This window comes from Tessaracoccus rhinocerotis (assembly GCF_007197885.1).
GTDB classification, from domain to species: Bacteria; Actinomycetota; Actinomycetes; order Propionibacteriales; family Propionibacteriaceae; genus Arachnia; species Arachnia rhinocerotis.
Genome location: NZ_VKKG01000003.1, coordinates 422399 through 437366 on the forward strand (window position 1 = coordinate 422399; position 14968 = coordinate 437366).

General features: G+C 64.3%; 16 protein-coding genes. 10 read left to right on the forward strand and 6 right to left on the reverse strand.

All coding sequences use genetic code 11. From position 1 onward, the window contains the following. Nucleotides 1-2 precede the first annotated feature (2 nt). The 6 genes from FOJ82_RS10030 to FOJ82_RS10045 all read right to left on the reverse strand — a co-directional run bounded on the left by FOJ82_RS10030 (nucleotide 3) and on the right by FOJ82_RS10045 (nucleotide 3990). Complete coding sequence (locus FOJ82_RS10030) at nucleotides 3-1247, reverse strand: ATP-binding protein (protein ID WP_143938330.1); 1245 nt, start codon at nucleotides 1245-1247, stop codon at nucleotides 3-5. 95 nt (nucleotides 1248-1342) lie between these two features. Beyond that, nucleotides 1343-1489: a hypothetical protein gene (locus FOJ82_RS16225; RefSeq protein WP_185975720.1), complete on the reverse strand. Its 147-nt coding sequence runs from the start codon at nucleotides 1487-1489 to the stop codon at nucleotides 1343-1345. Nucleotides 1490-1581: 92 nt separating this feature from the next. Then, entirely contained in the window at nucleotides 1582-1968 is a 387-nt protein-coding gene (locus FOJ82_RS16480; protein WP_221933096.1) for a carbohydrate ABC transporter permease, read from the reverse strand. After that, complete coding sequence (locus FOJ82_RS16485; RefSeq protein ID WP_221933097.1) at nucleotides 1968-2438, reverse strand: carbohydrate ABC transporter permease; 471 nt, start codon at nucleotides 2436-2438, stop codon at nucleotides 1968-1970. Before FOJ82_RS16485 ends, FOJ82_RS16480 begins: the two co-directional genes overlap by 1 nt. Next, nucleotides 2435-3439, reverse strand: coding sequence for a carbohydrate ABC transporter permease (locus FOJ82_RS10040; protein WP_246099840.1), 1005 nt, complete (start codon nucleotides 3437-3439; stop codon nucleotides 2435-2437). The genes FOJ82_RS16485 and FOJ82_RS10040 overlap by 4 nt, the downstream gene beginning before the upstream one ends. Before the next feature lie 5 nt (nucleotides 3440-3444). After that, complete coding sequence (locus FOJ82_RS10045) at nucleotides 3445-3990, reverse strand: type 2 periplasmic-binding domain-containing protein (RefSeq protein ID WP_143938331.1); 546 nt, start codon at nucleotides 3988-3990, stop codon at nucleotides 3445-3447. A gap of 268 nt (nucleotides 3991-4258) precedes the next feature. On the opposite strand from FOJ82_RS10045, the gene FOJ82_RS10050 reads away from it, so the two are divergent. The 10 genes from FOJ82_RS10050 (at nucleotide 4259) to wecB (ending at nucleotide 14619) form a co-directional block, all read left to right on the forward strand. Beyond that, complete coding sequence (locus FOJ82_RS10050) at nucleotides 4259-4675, forward strand: CBS domain-containing protein (protein ID WP_143938332.1); 417 nt, start codon at nucleotides 4259-4261, stop codon at nucleotides 4673-4675. Between the two features lie 50 nt (nucleotides 4676-4725). Next, nucleotides 4726-5112 (forward strand): PRC-barrel domain containing protein, encoded by a 387-nt coding sequence (locus tag FOJ82_RS10055; RefSeq protein ID WP_143938333.1) that lies wholly within the window; start codon nucleotides 4726-4728, stop codon nucleotides 5110-5112. Nucleotides 5113-5483: 371 nt separating this feature from the next. Continuing rightward, nucleotides 5484-6020 carry a CBS domain-containing protein gene (locus FOJ82_RS10060; RefSeq protein WP_143938334.1) on the forward strand — a complete coding sequence of 179 codons (537 nt, stop codon included), beginning with the start codon at nucleotides 5484-5486 and terminating at the stop codon, nucleotides 6018-6020. A 258-nt stretch (nucleotides 6021-6278) separates the two neighbouring features. Beyond that, nucleotides 6279-8111: a polysaccharide biosynthesis protein gene (locus tag FOJ82_RS10065; protein WP_143938335.1), complete on the forward strand. Its 1833-nt coding sequence runs from the start codon at nucleotides 6279-6281 to the stop codon at nucleotides 8109-8111. 97 nt (nucleotides 8112-8208) lie between these two features. Continuing rightward, nucleotides 8209-9153: an MraY family glycosyltransferase gene (locus tag FOJ82_RS10070; protein ID WP_143938336.1), complete on the forward strand. Its 945-nt coding sequence runs from the start codon at nucleotides 8209-8211 to the stop codon at nucleotides 9151-9153. After that, entirely contained in the window at nucleotides 9150-10106 is a 957-nt protein-coding gene (locus FOJ82_RS10075; RefSeq protein ID WP_143938337.1) for an NAD-dependent epimerase/dehydratase family protein, read from the forward strand. Before FOJ82_RS10070 ends, FOJ82_RS10075 begins: the two co-directional genes overlap by 4 nt. Further along, entirely contained in the window at nucleotides 10103-11356 is a 1254-nt protein-coding gene (locus FOJ82_RS10080; protein ID WP_143938338.1) for a glycosyltransferase family 4 protein, read from the forward strand. The genes FOJ82_RS10075 and FOJ82_RS10080 overlap by 4 nt, the downstream gene beginning before the upstream one ends. Next, complete coding sequence (locus FOJ82_RS10085) at nucleotides 11343-12368, forward strand: polysaccharide biosynthesis protein (RefSeq protein ID WP_143938339.1); 1026 nt, start codon at nucleotides 11343-11345, stop codon at nucleotides 12366-12368. The genes FOJ82_RS10080 and FOJ82_RS10085 overlap by 14 nt, the downstream gene beginning before the upstream one ends. Before the next feature lie 38 nt (nucleotides 12369-12406). Beyond that, nucleotides 12407-13486, forward strand: a complete 1080-nt coding sequence (locus tag FOJ82_RS10090; RefSeq protein WP_143938340.1) for a polysaccharide biosynthesis C-terminal domain-containing protein — start codon at nucleotides 12407-12409, stop codon at nucleotides 13484-13486. 2 nt (nucleotides 13487-13488) lie between these two features. Then, nucleotides 13489-14619, forward strand: a complete 1131-nt coding sequence (wecB, locus tag FOJ82_RS10095) for a non-hydrolyzing UDP-N-acetylglucosamine 2-epimerase (RefSeq protein ID WP_143938341.1) — start codon at nucleotides 13489-13491, stop codon at nucleotides 14617-14619. Nucleotides 14620-14968 lie beyond the last annotated feature (349 nt).

The window sequence follows — 14968 nt, forward strand, 5'->3', positions numbered from 1 at the left end:
CCTCAGGGTCCCAACAGTCCGAGCGGGACCACGGCGACGCCGTCGGGTCGCCGGTAGGCGGACGTCCCCGTGGTGAGGACGACGAGGTCGACGACGTCGTCCGGCAACTGGTCGCGCAGCCAGAGCAGGTGTCTGACGTCGGCGTCGTCTACTGTGGCGGACAGTCTGACCTCGATCCCGATCACTTGTCCGTCAGTGCCCTCAACGACCAGGTCGATCTCCCTGTCCCCGCGGTTGGTGCGAAGGTGTCCCACGCGTGCTTGACTGCGCTGCGCGGCCACGCGGACGGACAGGGTGGCGAGCGACTCGAAGAGCGGGCCCGCCATGCCCGCCCCTCGTGGCCCCAGCAGGCCCGCCGTCGTGAGGTTCAGCAGCCGTGAAGCCAGTGCCGGGTCGGCGAGCTGGTGCTTGGGTGCTTGCTGGAGCTGGGTGAACTGGCTGCGGGAATGGCTCCAGCCCGGCACCGGGTCCAGCAACCAAAGCTGGCTCAGGTGGTCCCTGTAGGCGATCGTCGTGGTCTTCGCCGGTCGTGAGCCGTCTCCGGCCGTTGTCATGTCCAGGATTCGGGAGTACGACGTGGTGGTCGACGAGGCTGCCGCATACGCCCCCAGCCAGCGACGAAGCGTCTCGGGCCGACGAACCGAGTACCCCTGTTCCGGCAGGTCGTGGTCGACGATCCGGGCGAGGTAGGAGTCGAGCTGGGCCACCCGAAGGCGTTCCGGGGACGAAAGTACTCCGGGAAACCCGCTGCAGGTGATCGCGTCGATGTAGTCCCGGAGGCCCAAGGAACAGGTGCCGCCCACGCTCTCGCTGCCATCGAGGAGCGCTTGCAGGCTGACCGTCGGAACCGTGATCCCCCGTTCGTGGATGGCCATGGGCCGCATCCTCAGGGAGAGAATCCGCCCGGCGCCGCTGTGCGTGGTCACGCCCTGCACGGGACTGGCGCTCCCTGTCAGGAGGAACCTGCCCGGGGGAGCGCCCTGATCCACGTGCCGCCGGACGGTGTCCCAGACTTGGGGCAGGCGTTGCCATTCATCGAGCAGGAGGGTTCCTGCAGTGGCGGTCTGGAAGGAGGGATCGGCCTGCGCGAGTGCGCGCTGGTGCGGATCGTCCAGGAACCACAAGGCGTCTGCGCGACGTGCGGCGGTGCCGGTCTTGCCGACACCTTTTGGTCCGTCGAGCGCCACGGCGGGGGCAACCGCCATCAACTCGTCGAGTTCGAGATCGACGGTGCGCGCGAGATACATGCCGCTACGCTACTGCTACTCGCATCGCTACGCTACCTCTACTCGGAGCGTTACGCTACCTTTGCTCGGACCCATTGAGAACGGTCGCGGGACAGTCAGTCCGACGGTGCTGGCGGCTCGAGATGCTCGGGGTCGTCCTGCGGCTCGGGGTTGCCGAGCGGCGTGGGATCCACCGGCTCCTCGGAGGTCTCGGGAGTGACGGGACTTTCCGGGCCTACGGGATGGTCGGGGGACTCGGTCATGGCACCTCCTGGTGTGGGTACTACCGATGATCCACTGTGGCTGACAGCATCGGGGCTGTTTCGGCCAAGTTATGGCACGACCTCGACGGGCGCTACCCCTTCACCCCTCCCGCCGAGAGGCCCTTGATGAAGTACTTCTGACCGAACGCGAACAGCAGCAGCATCGGCAGGGTGACCACCAGTGCGGTGACCATCACGTACTGGTAGTCGCCGTGCCCGCCGTTGGTGGGTGAGTACTTCGCCATGGCGTAGTTGATGCCCAGCGGCACTGTGTAGTTCTCGGTCGAGCCGAAGTTCAGGTAGATCAGGGAACCGGTGAAGTTGTTCCACGACGCCTGGAACTCGAACAGGAACACGATGATCGCGCTCGGGATGGTGAGCGGGAACGCGATCCGCCAGAACAGGCCCCAGTAGCTGCACCCGTCCACGCGGGCGGCCTCGAACAGCTCCCGCGGCACACCCATGTAGAACTGCCGCATCAGGAAGATGTAGAACGCCGACCCGAACAGCGCACACCGCCCCACAGCGGCACGTTGGTGCCGAGGAACCCGAAGAACTTCCAGATCAGGTAGTTCGGCACCAGGGTGACGGCGCCGGGCAGCATCATCGTCGCCAGCACCAGCCCGAACAGGATCCCCCGGCCGGGGAACCGGAAGTAGGCGAACCCGAACGCCACCGCCGACGACGCCAGCGTCATCAGCGTCGCCCCGGCCAGCGCGATGAAGATGGAGTTGCCCAGCCAGTTCAGCAGCGGCAGCTGGTCCCACACCTCCACGTAGTTGCCCGGGGAGAAGGTGTTGGGGATCAGCTGGTTGTCGAAGACCTCGCCGCGCGGCTTCAGGCTGGCGCTGACCAGCCACACCAGCGGGTACATGAACACCACCGCCAGCGCCAGCAGCACCACCCAGCGCAGCGCCTCGCTGACGATTCCACCCGCCCGCCAGTTCACGATCCCTCCCCGGACTCGTAGTGGACGAACCGGCGCCCCACCAGGAACTGCACCAGCGTGATCAGCAGGATGATCGCGAACAGCAGCCACGCCATCGCCGCCGCCAAGCCGAAGTTGAACTGCTGGAACGCCTGTTGGTACAGGTAGATGCCGTAGAACAGAGCGGCCTCCGGCGCCGACGAGTCAGCGCCGTCGCGGTAGAACAACAGGTAGGCCTGGTCGAAGACCTGCAGCGACGCGATCGTCAGCGTGATCACGAGGAAGAAGATGGTCGGCGAGATCATCGGCAGCGTGATCTTGGTGAAGCGGCGCAGCGGGCCGGCGCCGTCGATGGCCGCCGACTCGTAGAGCTCCTCCGGCACCGCCTGCAGCGCCGCCAGCAGGATGACCGCGGACCCGGCCACCGCCCACACGGACATGATGACGATCGACGGCTTCACCCAGTTCGGGTCCAGCAACCACTGCGGCCCCTGGATGCCGATGGCGTCGAGGAACTTGTTGATGGCGCCCTGGTTGCCGTTGAGCAGCAGCAGGAACACCGCCGCGGTGGCGACGGCGGGCGTCATCTTGGGCAGGTAGTAGATCACCCGGAACAGGCCCGCGCCGCGCCGCACCGAGTTCAGCAGCAGCGCCATCAGCAGCGCCATCGCCAGCTCGAGCGGCACGGCCATCACGGCGAACGTGAACGTGTTGCCCAGGCTCATCAGCACCCGCGGGTTCTCGACGAGCTGCACGAAGTTCTCCCCGCCCACCGGGTCCATGGTGTTGGTGGCCAGGTCGTAGTCGGTGAACGACAGCACCAGGCTGTAGCTCATCGAGATCACCGTGAAGATCAGGAACCCGATGATCCAAGGACTGATGAACAACAGCCCGGCGACCGTCTCGCGCCGGTTGCGGTTGCTCTTGCGCCCACGGCCGGACCCCGCCGCTGCGTCCAGCTCACGGACCGCTTCGGCGGCGACGGCCGGGCGCCGGGACGCAGCCGCCCCGGCGCCCCGCACGGTCGTCAACTCAGGCCTTCCCACTCCCGCATGGCTGTCGCCTGCGCCTCGGCCAGGGCGTCCTCGACCGACTTCTCCCCGCTGAGCGCCACCCCGACCGCGTTCTTCAACGCGTCGTTGATCTGCTGCCCGACGGGCGAGGAGCCGACGGTGCGGGCGTCGGCCAGCGAGTCGTAGGCGGCGTTGATCATCTGGTCGAAGCCGTCGTTGCCGGTGGGCACGACGTGCGCGTCGCGGACCGCCTGGTCGGCCGCGGGCGAGCCGGTGAACAGGCCGGTGTTGATGGAGTCGTTCTCCTCGACGGTGGCGGCGCGGGCGTCGCCGGCGGCCTCCCAGGCCTCGAGGCTGGTGACGGCGGTGATGAACTTGCAGGCCGCCACCGGGTTGGCCGCCCCGGCGGGGATGGCGAAGGCGGTGCCGCCGGCCATGGCGAAAGCGTTGCCCTCGACGTCCTTGATCGGCTGTGCGCTGACCTCGATCTGGTCCTTGGTGTTGGACAGCACGTTGATGTACCACTGGGCCCACGTCGCGGCGCCCACCTGGTCGTTCACGTACTGGTTGCCGTCCCCTGGCGGCTCGCCGTCGAGCCGCGTAGGAGGTCACAGTACGTCGGAGGTGGGCCGGAATCTCCTATTTGTGGTTATCTTCTCCGCCCCAAGTGGGCGCCACCACACGCGCACCTGCACAGAGCGCTGACCATAGGAATATTGGGCACTCGCCGGTGCCGCCCCATTCGCCGCGAGAGATTCGCACAATCGCTTGAAAGTGGACCACCGGAGGGCCATGGTGGTCTCTACCGGAGCAGAAAGGATGGAATCCATGACTGCAACCGTTGCAGATTCGATGACCGCCAACCCGAGGACCATCGGGGCGCACCAGAGTGTGCGGGAAGCGGCCGAGTTGATGAAAGCCCACGACATCGGAGACCTCGTCGTCGTCGACGGCGACGCGGTGGTCGGCATCGTCACGGACAGGGATATCGTCGTGCGGTGCCTGGCCGAGGGAGGAAGCGGCGACGACGAGATCGGCAGGGCGTGCAGCCCCGACGTCGTGACCGTCGAGTCCGACTCCCACGTGGCCGAGGCCGTCACCCTGATGCGCGACAATGCGGTGCGCCGCGTCCCCGTGACCGAGGGCGGCAGGCTGGTCGGGATCGTCTCCATCGGCGACCTCGCCGTCGACCACGACCCGACCTCCGCGCTCGCTGACATCTCCGCCGAGCCCGCAAACACCTGACCCATCCCCACTCCGACCACAGGTCGGCCCCCAAGAAGGAGGAGTTAGAGATGAACGCAACAGACTGGGATCCGTGGAACTACCCCGAGTCCGTCACCCGCGACATCGGTGCCACCGGCATGGTGGGATACAAGGTCCACGCCACCGACGGCGACATCGGCAAGGTCGACGAGGCCAACGAGGAGACGGGAAACTCCCAGATCGTCGTCGACACCGGGCCGTGGATCTTCGGCCGAAGGGTCATCCTCCCCGCCGGCGTGATCGAACGGGTGGACGACAAGGCCGAGGAGGTCTACGTGGCGCTCACCAAGGAGCAGATCAAGGCCTCCCCTGAACTGGAGAACACCACCCCCGACGACCCCGACTACCGCAACAAGCTGGGCACTTACTACGGGGACGTGTACCGCGACCGCCTCGGCGGTCCAGGCGTCCTCTGACACAGCCTTCCAAGACTGAGAGGGGCTCCAGAGATGGGGTCCCTCTCAGCCCCATCCCCAAATCGGGGCCCCCGTCGGTCGAGTAGGGCGAGGAGCCCGTGTCGAGACCATTCGGGCGGGCTCTCACCGTCCCGCTGGTCGAGTAGGGCCTGCCTCTCTCGTTGGTCGAGTGGGCGTGTCTCTCTCGTTGGTCGAGTAGGGCGCCCAGCGCCCGTGTCGAGACCATCCGGCCGGGCCTCGCTGGTCGAGTAGGGCGCCCAGCGCTCGGCCCTCGCCCGCTGGTCGAGTAGGGCGCCCAGCGCCCGTGTCGAGACCTCCAAAAACTCAACCCCCATTCCCACAACAACAACATTTACAGCGAGGTTGATGTCATGCGTGTGGCTGTAGCTGAGTTCATCAGCGCAAACCCGGTCACCATCAGGGCGGCGCAAAGTGCGCGCGCCGCCGCGAAGCTGATGCGCGACCGGAAAACGGAGTTCCTGATAGTCCTCGACGGCGAGGACGTACTCGGAGTGATCACCGCCCAGGACCTGGCGGTACGGGTCATGGCGGAGAACGGGGCGGGGCACATGCGCATCGACGCGATCTGCACCCGCGACCCACTAGTCGCGTCCCCTACCGATCCGCTGGTCGACGTGCTGGACCGGATGCGTGAGCGCGACGTCGGTGCCGTCCCGATCGTGGAGGACGGACGTCTCGTGGGCGTGTTCTCCATCGACGATCTCGGCACGGTTCGCGACCGCCCCGACGCGGCACCTGCGACGCCGGCCCCCTCGGCGGACGCGGCTCCGCAGCCAGTCGTCGTCTCGGCGATGCTGCCTGGAAACGTCCGGACCCTGCCGACGGCCAAGAATTTGCCTGTAGCGAAATCCGCACCGTCCCCGCCGCGCACTGACGCTTCGGCCTGATGCGTTAACTGGCAGCCACTTCGCGCCACGTGAGGTGGATGGCCTATATTCGAGCGCGTGTGCACGGTCACATGGGGGACTCGGTCGCTGCCAATAACGGACCGGGTCGACTCTGTCGCCGTTTTGTTCTTCCAGACATTCAGACCCTATGGTGCACTCGGTCGCCTAACATCGAGTACTCTACCACGGGGGAACAACCACATGGGCTCGCGCCCCACGAAGGAACGGAACACAAGGGCTTTGGGTGTTGGGACTCGGATGGCCACGGCAGCACTTGGGCTGCCGTCCTTCGCGCGCCGGATCCTGCTCGTCGGCTGGGACTGCGCGTCCTGGATGGCCGCGATGGGGTTCTACATCCTGGTCCGCTTCGGCCTGAACGCTCAACGTGCCCCGTGGGGCTGGGTGGCGCTCTACCTCGTCGGCGCGATCGCGATCCAGGTGGCACTGGGCCTGCTGACGCATGTCTACCGCGGCCGCAGCCAGGTGGGCAGCTTCAGCGATGCGGCCGCGATGGGTGGCTTGGTGTTCGCAGCCGCCGTGCCTTTCGGGCTGGCACTGGTGCTCAGCACCAACACGTTCCCGAACTCCATGGCCTTCCTGCTGCCGCCGCTGGCGCTGACCATCATGGCCGCAGGCCGCTGGGTGTTCCGGGCGCTCGTCCTCGCCCAGTGGCAGCGCGTCGACGGCAACGTCCGCACCCTCGTCTACGGCGCCGGGTACGCGGGGCACAAGGTGGCCAAGCTGGTGGCCCGCGCCGACGACCCCCACTACAACATCGTCGGCTTCCTCGACGACGACCTCTCCAAGCGCTTCCTGCGGATCGGCAGGCACCGGGTGCTGGGCACCGGCGCGGACCTCGCCGACGTCGCCCGCTCCACCGGTGCACAGACCGTCATCGTCGCGATGACCCACCCGGACCCCCAGCTGCTGCAGCGGGTCTCGGATGACTGCGCCGAGGCTGACCTCGAGTTGGTGGTGGTGCCAACGGTGCGGGAGATGATCGGCGGCCGGATCTCGCTGGACACGCTGCGCGAGTTCAAGGTGGAGGACCTCCTGGGCCGACGCCCCATCCACACTGACCTGGAGTCCATCGCCGACTACGTGGCCGGCAAGGTGGTGCTGGTCACTGGGGCAGGCGGCTCCATCGGCTCCGAGCTTGCCAGGCAGGTGCACAAGCTCGGTCCCTCCAAGCTGGTGCTGCTGGACCGCGACGAGTCCGCCCTCCACTCTGTCCAGCTCTCCCTCTACGGCGTGGGGCTGCTGGACACCGACGACATGGTCCTGTGCGACATCCGCGACGAGGCCGCCCTGGCCAAGGTGTTCGAGTCCCACCGGCCCGACGTCGTGTTCCACGCCGCGGCGCTGAAGCACCTCCCCATGCTGGAGCGGTTCCCTGAGGAGGGGTGGAAGACCAACGTGCTGGGCAGCCTCAACGTGCTTCGCTGCGCTCAGGCCGTGGGCGTGACCAACTTCGTCAACATCTCCACGGACAAGGCCGCCGACGCCTCGAGCGTGCTGGGACGCACCAAACGCGTCGCGGAGCGGCTGACCGCCTGGCACGCGCAGGAACTGGGGCTCCCGTACGTGTCGGTGCGCTTCGGCAACGTCCTGGGGTCCCGCGGCTCCGTGCTGCACACGTTCCGCACCCAGATCGAGCGCGGCGGACCCTTGACCGTCACCGACCCCGAGGTCACGCGCTACTTCATGACCATCCCAGAGGCCTGCGAGCTGGTGCTGCAGGCGGGTGCCATCGGCAACCCCGGCGACGTGGCGGTCCTGGACATGGGGGAACCGATCAAGATCGTCGACGTCGCCGAGCGCCTGATCGCAGAGTCCGGCAAGGACATCGAGGTCAGCTTCACGGGACTCCGCCCGGGGGAGAAGCTGCACGAGGTGCTGTTCAGCGACCTCGAGACCGATGCGCAGAGGGTCCACCCGCTCATCAGCCAAGTCCGCGTGGCCCCGCTCAGCCCTCCCTCGGTGCCAGTCCAGCGACCCACTACGGTGACCGTCGACGAGCTGCTTGCCTTCAGGAATTTGGCTGAATCCGCTGGGGCCCCTACCCCGGATAGTGAAAGTATGGCTGTATGACTTGGGGCAATGGGCGGATGGGGTGCTGCGTGTGAGTCCGCTCGGCTGGTTCGCCGTGGCTCTGACCGCCGCAGTGGCGCTGTGCAGCCCATTTGTCATGAACAAGCTTCTGGTGCGCGCAGGGGTGGTGGACGTTCCGAACGAAAGGTCGTCCCACGTCCGGACAACGATTCGCGGTGGGGGAGCGGCCCAGTTGTTGGCGTTGCTCGTTGGAGGTTCCATCGCCGCCGTCGGCCTCAAGGATCCTGACAGACTTCTCGTGCTGATGGCACTCGGGAGTGCCTGTGCGGTTGGTGTGCTGGGGATGGCGGAGGACGCCAAGGGTGTGTCCATCAAAGTGCGCGCAGGTGTGCAATTGATCGTCGGGTCAGTCCTCGGGGTGCTGGCCACTCAGGTTCTTGGCAGTTCCTGGTGGTGGCTGCCGGCCATGGCCGTGGCTTTCGCTGCCTATGTGAACTTTGCAAACTTCATGGACGGGATCAATGGGATCTCTGGCCTGCACGGCTTCGTTGTGGGCTCGACCTATGCCTTCCTGGGATTCATCCTCGAGTTGCCGTGGCTCGTTGCAAGCGGTGCTCTGGTTGCTGTCGCCTTCCTGGCTTTCCTTCCTTGGAACTTCACGCCACCGGGTGTTTTCCTCGGGGACGTCGGGAGCTACCTCCTTGGCGGTGCTATCGCCGGCATCGCAGTCCTCGCTGTCGTGTCGGGTGCCCCGATGCTCGCTGTAGTCGCACCTGTATCCATCTACCTCGCGGACACGGTGACAGCTGTCGCGCGTCGGGTTCTGAAGGGTGAACGCTGGTTCGAGCCGCACAGGGGGCACGTGTACCAGCGACTCGTGGATGGTGGTCAGTCCCACGTGAAGATCGCCGTTGCTGTTGCGCTGTTCTCACTTGCTGCCGGCGCCGTCGGCTTGGCTTCCGCGGCCGGGATCGTTACGGTCCCTGCGGCCGCATGGGTCATCGTCCTCGCTCTGGTCGCGATTTACCTTGGCATGCCCCGACTCGCGCGATTCACTTCACGAGAGGGCGCCAAGGCATGAGGATTCTGGTAACTGGCGCCACGGGGTTCGTTGGAAGACACCTCGTGAGGGCGTTGGCTCATGATCACGAGGTGATTGCCGTTGCGCGTCGGCCCGTAGAGGTGCCAGGGGCCGACGAAGTGCTGACTGTGCCCAGCATCGACTCGGCAACCGACTGGAGTGGCCTCCTGGAGGATGTCGAGATGGTGGTGCATCTCGCGGCTCGGGTCCATGTCATGCAGGAGACTTCCGATGAGCCGTTGGAAGCCTTCCGGGAGATCAACGTTCGTGGTACCCGGCGATTGGCGAAGGCCTGCGTGGATCAGGGTGTCCGACGGTTGGTGTTCCTCAGCTCCATAAAGGTGAATGGAGAGGTCACCCAGGGGTCCCCCTTCAGGGCGGGCGACGACCCAGCGCCGGTTGACCCGTACGGGGTTTCCAAGCTCGAAGCCGAGCAGGCCCTCGCCGAGGTCGCTGCGGGAACGCGACTCGAGGTCGTCGTCCTGCGACCAACTGTCATCTACGGGGCCGGCGTGAAGGGCAACGTTCAGCGCCTCATGCGTCTCATCGAGACGCGGATTCCGATTCCTTTGGGGGCCGTTCGGAACGCGCGCTCGATGCTTTCGATCGGCAACCTGATCACATGGATCACCGAGAGCATCCGCGCGGATGACGTGCCAGGGTCGGTGGTGCTGGTTGCAGACCCGGAGCCAGTCTCCACCCCAAGTCTGATTCGAGCCCTTGCTGAGGGCATGGGGTACCGAACGTTCCAGATCCCGGTTCCGATTGCGCTACTGAATCTTGCCGGCAGGCTTGTGGGCCAGTCTCCCGCATTGCAGAGGCTCACTGGGGATCTCGTCGTGGAGCCGACGACCGGAGCGTTCCCCCAGGTCGGCAGCAAACTCAAGAGTCCCAGGGGTGAGCTCGTATCTCTCGGGAAGAGCTCCCGTAACGCCAGCGGGAGTGTCGAATGAAGGTTCTGATCCTGAGTCAGTACTACCCCCCTGAGGGACTCCATATACCCGCGACCGTTGCGCGCGGCCTCGCGGACCGGGGGCACGACGTGCGTGTGGTCACGGGATACCCCAATTACCCTGAGGGTCGTATCTATGACGGTTACTCTCAGAAGTTGCGAAGCCATGAGAGCGACGGTGGAGTCGAAGTCATGCGCGTTCCCCTGTGGATCGACCATTCGCAGAGTGCTTTCAAGCGCATTCTGAACTATACGACCTTCGCCCTGTCAGCTGCCACCACGCGCAGCTTTGCTCGGGGGGCCGACGTCATCTATGTCTATGCGACGCAGATGACCCCTTCGCTGGGTCCTTGGCTCTGGCGGATGACGGGCGGTGCCCCTTATGTGCTCCACGTGCAGGATCTGTGGCCGGACTCCATCACCGGCTCGTCGTTGGTGAGGAAGGGGTTCGCGGCCAAGGTGATCGAGTCCCTGCTCAATCCGTGGCTAGTGAGCCTCTATCGTCGGTCAGCCGCCGTGATCGGTATAGCCCCCACCATGGTGAAGACGCTCGTCGAACGTGGATCCGCCTCGGACCGCACCCATCTTGTTTACAACTGGGCCGTTGAGAGCGCGGCTGAAGAGCCCAAGGGCCTCCTGAAGGGAGCCGACCCGGGACGCGGTACCACTCGCGTCATCTACGGTGGCAACGTGGGCGACATGCAAGACCTCGTAACAGCGGTTGAAGCGGTGCACGCAGCCCGGGACTCAGGGGTGCATCTGACGATCGTTGGTGACGGCGTCGCCCTTCCCCAAGTTAGAGCAGCAGCAGAGAGGCTTGGCGCCACGAACATCGAGTTCCAGGGGCGGGTACCCCGCGAGCAGATGGCGGACCTGTACGAGAGGTCTGATTACGCCCTGGTCACACTCAGGGATCTGCCGGTGTTCAGGGGAACCATCCCGTCAAAGCTGCAAGCTTCACTGGCTCATGCCCTGCCTGTCATAACGACGGTGCAGGGGGACGTGCGGACGTTCGTCGAAGACCAGGAACTGGGGTTCACCGCTGACGCGGAGAGTGTCACTTCCCTCGAATCGGCCCTCCGTCAGGCGGCTCGCACGGGGGCCGACGACCAGAAGGGCATGGCTCGACGCGCCTGGGGTGCGTACGTGAGCCGCTTCTCACGCGAATCCGGTGTTACTGCTGTGGAGGGCATCCTCCAGAGTGTCGTGGCCTCGAAGGACACAGAAGGGATGATGGATGCAGGCGCTTGATGGTTCGGTAGTTGCCATTACCGGTGGGACTGGCTCCTTTGGGTCGACCATGGCCGGACACCTGTTGGGTAGGGGAGTCAGGCAGGTAAACATCCTCAGCCGTGACGAGGCCAAGCAGGATGACATGCGTCGCCGTTTCACGGATGAGCGACTCCGCTTCTTCTTGGGTGATGTCAGGGACGCGGCCAGTGTCTCGCCGGCGATGCGTGACGTTGATTTCGTGTTCCATGCCGCGGCTCTGAAGCAAGTTCCGTCGTGCGAGTTCTTCCCGCACCAGGCCGTTCTCACCAATGTGACCGGGAGCGACAACGTCATCAGGGAGGCAGCCAGAGCTGGCGTTCGGTCGCTCGTCTGTCTGAGCACCGACAAGGCTGTCTACCCCGTCAACGCCATGGGAATGTCCAAGGCTCTGATGGAGAAGACCGCCCAAGCGTTCGCCCGGAACTACCCGGAGTCGGAGATGACCGTGTCGATCACCCGGTACGGAAACGTTATGTACTCACGTGGCTCGGTGATCCCCATGTTCGTCAAGCAGATCCAAAGTGGTCAGCCTCTTACCTTGACCGAGCCGAAGATGACTCGCTTCTTGATGTCCTTGGCAGATTCCGTGGATCTCGTGGACCATGCGTTCACCCACGCGCAGCCTGGTGACCTCTTCATCAAGAAGGCTCCGGCCTCCACGGTGGAGGTGTTGGCCCGAGCTGTCGCGAGCCTCTTGGGTGACGAGGACCCAGACCTACGAGTGATCGGCATTCGCCACGGCGAGAAGATGCACGAGACCCTGTTGAGCAGCGAGGAGATCGTAAAGGCCTCAGACGAGGGAGACTACTTCCGCGTCCCGTTAGATGCTCGTTCGCTCCAGTACGAGTTGTACTTCGAGGAGGGAGAGACGAGGATCTCCCGCAGCGATGACTACACCTCTGCGAACACCAGGCAACTCACAGTTGAAGACACCAAGGAACTGCTCCTGCAGCTCCCGGAGGTCCAAGCGCTGCTTGGCCAAGCCACGTGACTACCTCAGGAGCCAGCGGTCCGACCGGATCGGTTGCAATGACTGGCCGCGGGGGTTTCCTGGGCTGGCATACCCGTGCTGCGCTGCGAGAGACCGGAACCGACACGACCGCGATCGCAGTTGGGGAGCAGTTCGAGGCCGAAACGGCAGTTGGCGCCCTGAACGGGGCCACTCGGCTCATTCACATTGCGGGCGTCAACCGGGCTACTCCGGATCAGGTCAGTGCCGGCAACATCCAGTTCGCGGAACAGGTCTCCGAGGCACTCAGGCGAGCGCCTGAGCCGCCACCGGTCGTGGTCTATGCCAACTCCACCCAGACAGGAAACGGCACCCCATACGGTGAGGCCAAGGCAAGGGCAGGAGAGATCCTGGCGTTGGCCTCTCAAGAGGTCGGAGCCCAGTTCTTGGATCTCCGCCTGCCGAACCTCTTCGGCGAGCATGGGCGTCCCTTCTACAACGCCGTTACCGCAACGTTCTGTCATATCTTGAGTACGGGAGGCGAGCCTCGGGTAGACCAAGACAAGGAACTCACCCTTCTCCACGCCCAGAACGCAGCAGATCTTCTTACCGGCGCGACCACTCCCGAGGAGCAGGGGAACCTCGAAGTGACTAAGAGCGTCTCTGGACTCCTCGGAAGGCTGCGGGAGCTGGCCTCGGTCTATGATCGTGGTGAGATGCCTGACCTCGCTGACGAGTTCGATCGAGATCTTTTCAACACCTACCGGTCCTACACCATCGAGACACGGACCCCGATCACGTTGACCCGTCATGCTGATCCACGGGGATCGTTCTTCGAAGTCGTGCGGAGCCATGGTGGGACAGGTCAATCGGCCTTCTCCACTACTGTCCCGGGCATCAGCCGGGGGGACCACTTCCATCGTCGCAAGGTTGAGCGCTTCACCGTCCTCGCTGGTCAGGCGGTGATCTCGTTGCGGAAACTGTTCACCGATGAGGTTCTGAACTTCACCGTCGCCGGCGACGCCCCCGTGGCCGTCGACATGCCCACCATGTGGGCGCACAGGATCACGAACACCGGAACGGCGGACCTGTTCACCTCGTTCTGGACCAACGATCTGTTTGATCCATCCAAACCAGACACCATTAGTGAGGTCGTATAGCCATGGCAGGGAGACTGAAGGTTGTGACGGTCGTCGGGACGCGGCCCGAGATCATCCGTCTGTCCAGGATCATCGCGGCTCTCGAGGAGCACACGGACCACGTCCTGGTCCACACCGGCCAGAACTACGACTATGAGCTCAACGAGATCTTCTTTGAGGACCTCGGTTTGCGTCGGCCGGATCACTTCCTTCAGGCCGATACGAGTTCGTTGGGCTCGGTGCTGGGGGACGTTCTCAAGGGAACAGAGGGCGTTCTTATCGCAGAGAAGCCAGACGCCATGGTTGTCCTTGGCGACACCAACTCATGTGTCTCTGCGCTGATGGCTCGGCGCATGAAGGTACCTGTGTATCACCTGGAAGCGGGGAACCGCTCCTTCGATCCGAATGTCCCTGAGGAGATTAACAGGCATCTCGTTGACCATGTGTCCGACTACAACCTCGTCTATACAGAGCACTCCCGACGTAACCTTCTGGCCGAGGGCCTTCATCCCTCAAAGATCATCCACATGGGGTCGCCGATGCGCGAAGTACTGGAGCACTACGCAGAGCAGATCGACCAGGCCCAAGTAGTTGGTCGTCTGGGCCTCATGGAGGGCAATTATCTCTTGGCCTCTGTGCATAGGGAGGAGAACGTCGACTCCGAAGTGAGGCTGAGGAGCGTGCTGAGATCGCTCGCGGCGGTCGCGAGGGACCAAGGTGCCCGGATGCTTCTGTCGACGCACCCTCGCACCCGCAAGCGCATGGAGCAGTATGGCATAGAGGCGGACCCGGAGATAATTGTGCATCCGCCGCTTAGATTTACGGACTATGTTCGGCTACAGAAGTCAGCGCGATGCGTACTTTCTGACTCGGGTACGATAGCAGAGGAATCAACGTTGCTGGGCTTCCCCGCAGTCACGATCCGAGAAGCTATCGAGCGCCCTGAGGCGCTTGACACGGGCGGGATCATTGTCACTGGAATCTCGCCTGAAGATGTGGTGGATAGCGTCCGTATCGTCGTTAAGCAGCACGCGCAGAGTGGAGCCTCAGAGTCGCCGGAGGACTATGGCGTGAAAGATACTTCTCGCCGTGTGGTGAACTATATTCGCAGCACAGCGAGTAATCATAACGTCCGTACTGGGGTTCGTGTGTGAAAACGGAGTGTGTAGTCGAGGATGTCTGGTGTGATTGTGCAATCTTAATGATTAATCCGGCTCTTCCCAATTGAGAATGGGGCCGTGCCTGTTGACCGAGTAGACGTGGGGAGCCTTGCCGCTGGGAGGATGTGAGTGTCTACGTCACTTCTCTCAACTAACAAGGCTCATGTCTGACGCTACCTCACCGATCCCTGTCGTGCCCACGATCACCGTTCCTGATTTGAACACCTTTGCCGGCTCATCACAAAGCGGGGTGTAGTGGGTCCGGCGCGTCGTTGACCGGGTAGGGGTCGAGGCCTCCCGATGATGGAAGTTCTCACACTGCCCATCTGGAAGACCTCGACGT

Coding starts and splice junctions, on each gene's coding strand:
- FOJ82_RS10030 (WP_143938330.1), bottom strand. CDS start 1,247: ATGTATCTCGCGCGCACCGTCGATCTCGAACTCGACGAGTTGATGGCG.
- FOJ82_RS16225 (WP_185975720.1), bottom strand. CDS start 1,489: ATGACCGAGTCCCCCGACCATCCCGTAGGCCCGGAAAGTCCCGTCACT.
- FOJ82_RS16480 (WP_221933096.1), bottom strand. CDS start 1,968: ATGCGGCAGTTCTACATGGGTGTGCCGCGGGAGCTGTTCGAGGCCGCC.
- FOJ82_RS10050 (WP_143938332.1), top strand. CDS start 4,259: ATGACTGCAACCGTTGCAGATTCGATGACCGCCAACCCGAGGACCATC.
- FOJ82_RS10055 (WP_143938333.1), top strand. CDS start 4,726: ATGAACGCAACAGACTGGGATCCGTGGAACTACCCCGAGTCCGTCACC.
- FOJ82_RS10060 (WP_143938334.1), top strand. CDS start 5,484: ATGCGTGTGGCTGTAGCTGAGTTCATCAGCGCAAACCCGGTCACCATC.
- FOJ82_RS10065 (WP_143938335.1), top strand. CDS start 6,279: ATGGCCACGGCAGCACTTGGGCTGCCGTCCTTCGCGCGCCGGATCCTG.
- FOJ82_RS10070 (WP_143938336.1), top strand. CDS start 8,209: ATGAACAAGCTTCTGGTGCGCGCAGGGGTGGTGGACGTTCCGAACGAA.
- FOJ82_RS10075 (WP_143938337.1), top strand. CDS start 9,150: ATGAGGATTCTGGTAACTGGCGCCACGGGGTTCGTTGGAAGACACCTC.
- FOJ82_RS10080 (WP_143938338.1), top strand. CDS start 10,103: ATGAAGGTTCTGATCCTGAGTCAGTACTACCCCCCTGAGGGACTCCAT.
- FOJ82_RS10085 (WP_143938339.1), top strand. CDS start 11,343: ATGCAGGCGCTTGATGGTTCGGTAGTTGCCATTACCGGTGGGACTGGC.
- FOJ82_RS10090 (WP_143938340.1), top strand. CDS start 12,407: ATGACTGGCCGCGGGGGTTTCCTGGGCTGGCATACCCGTGCTGCGCTG.
- wecB (WP_143938341.1), top strand. CDS start 13,489: ATGGCAGGGAGACTGAAGGTTGTGACGGTCGTCGGGACGCGGCCCGAG.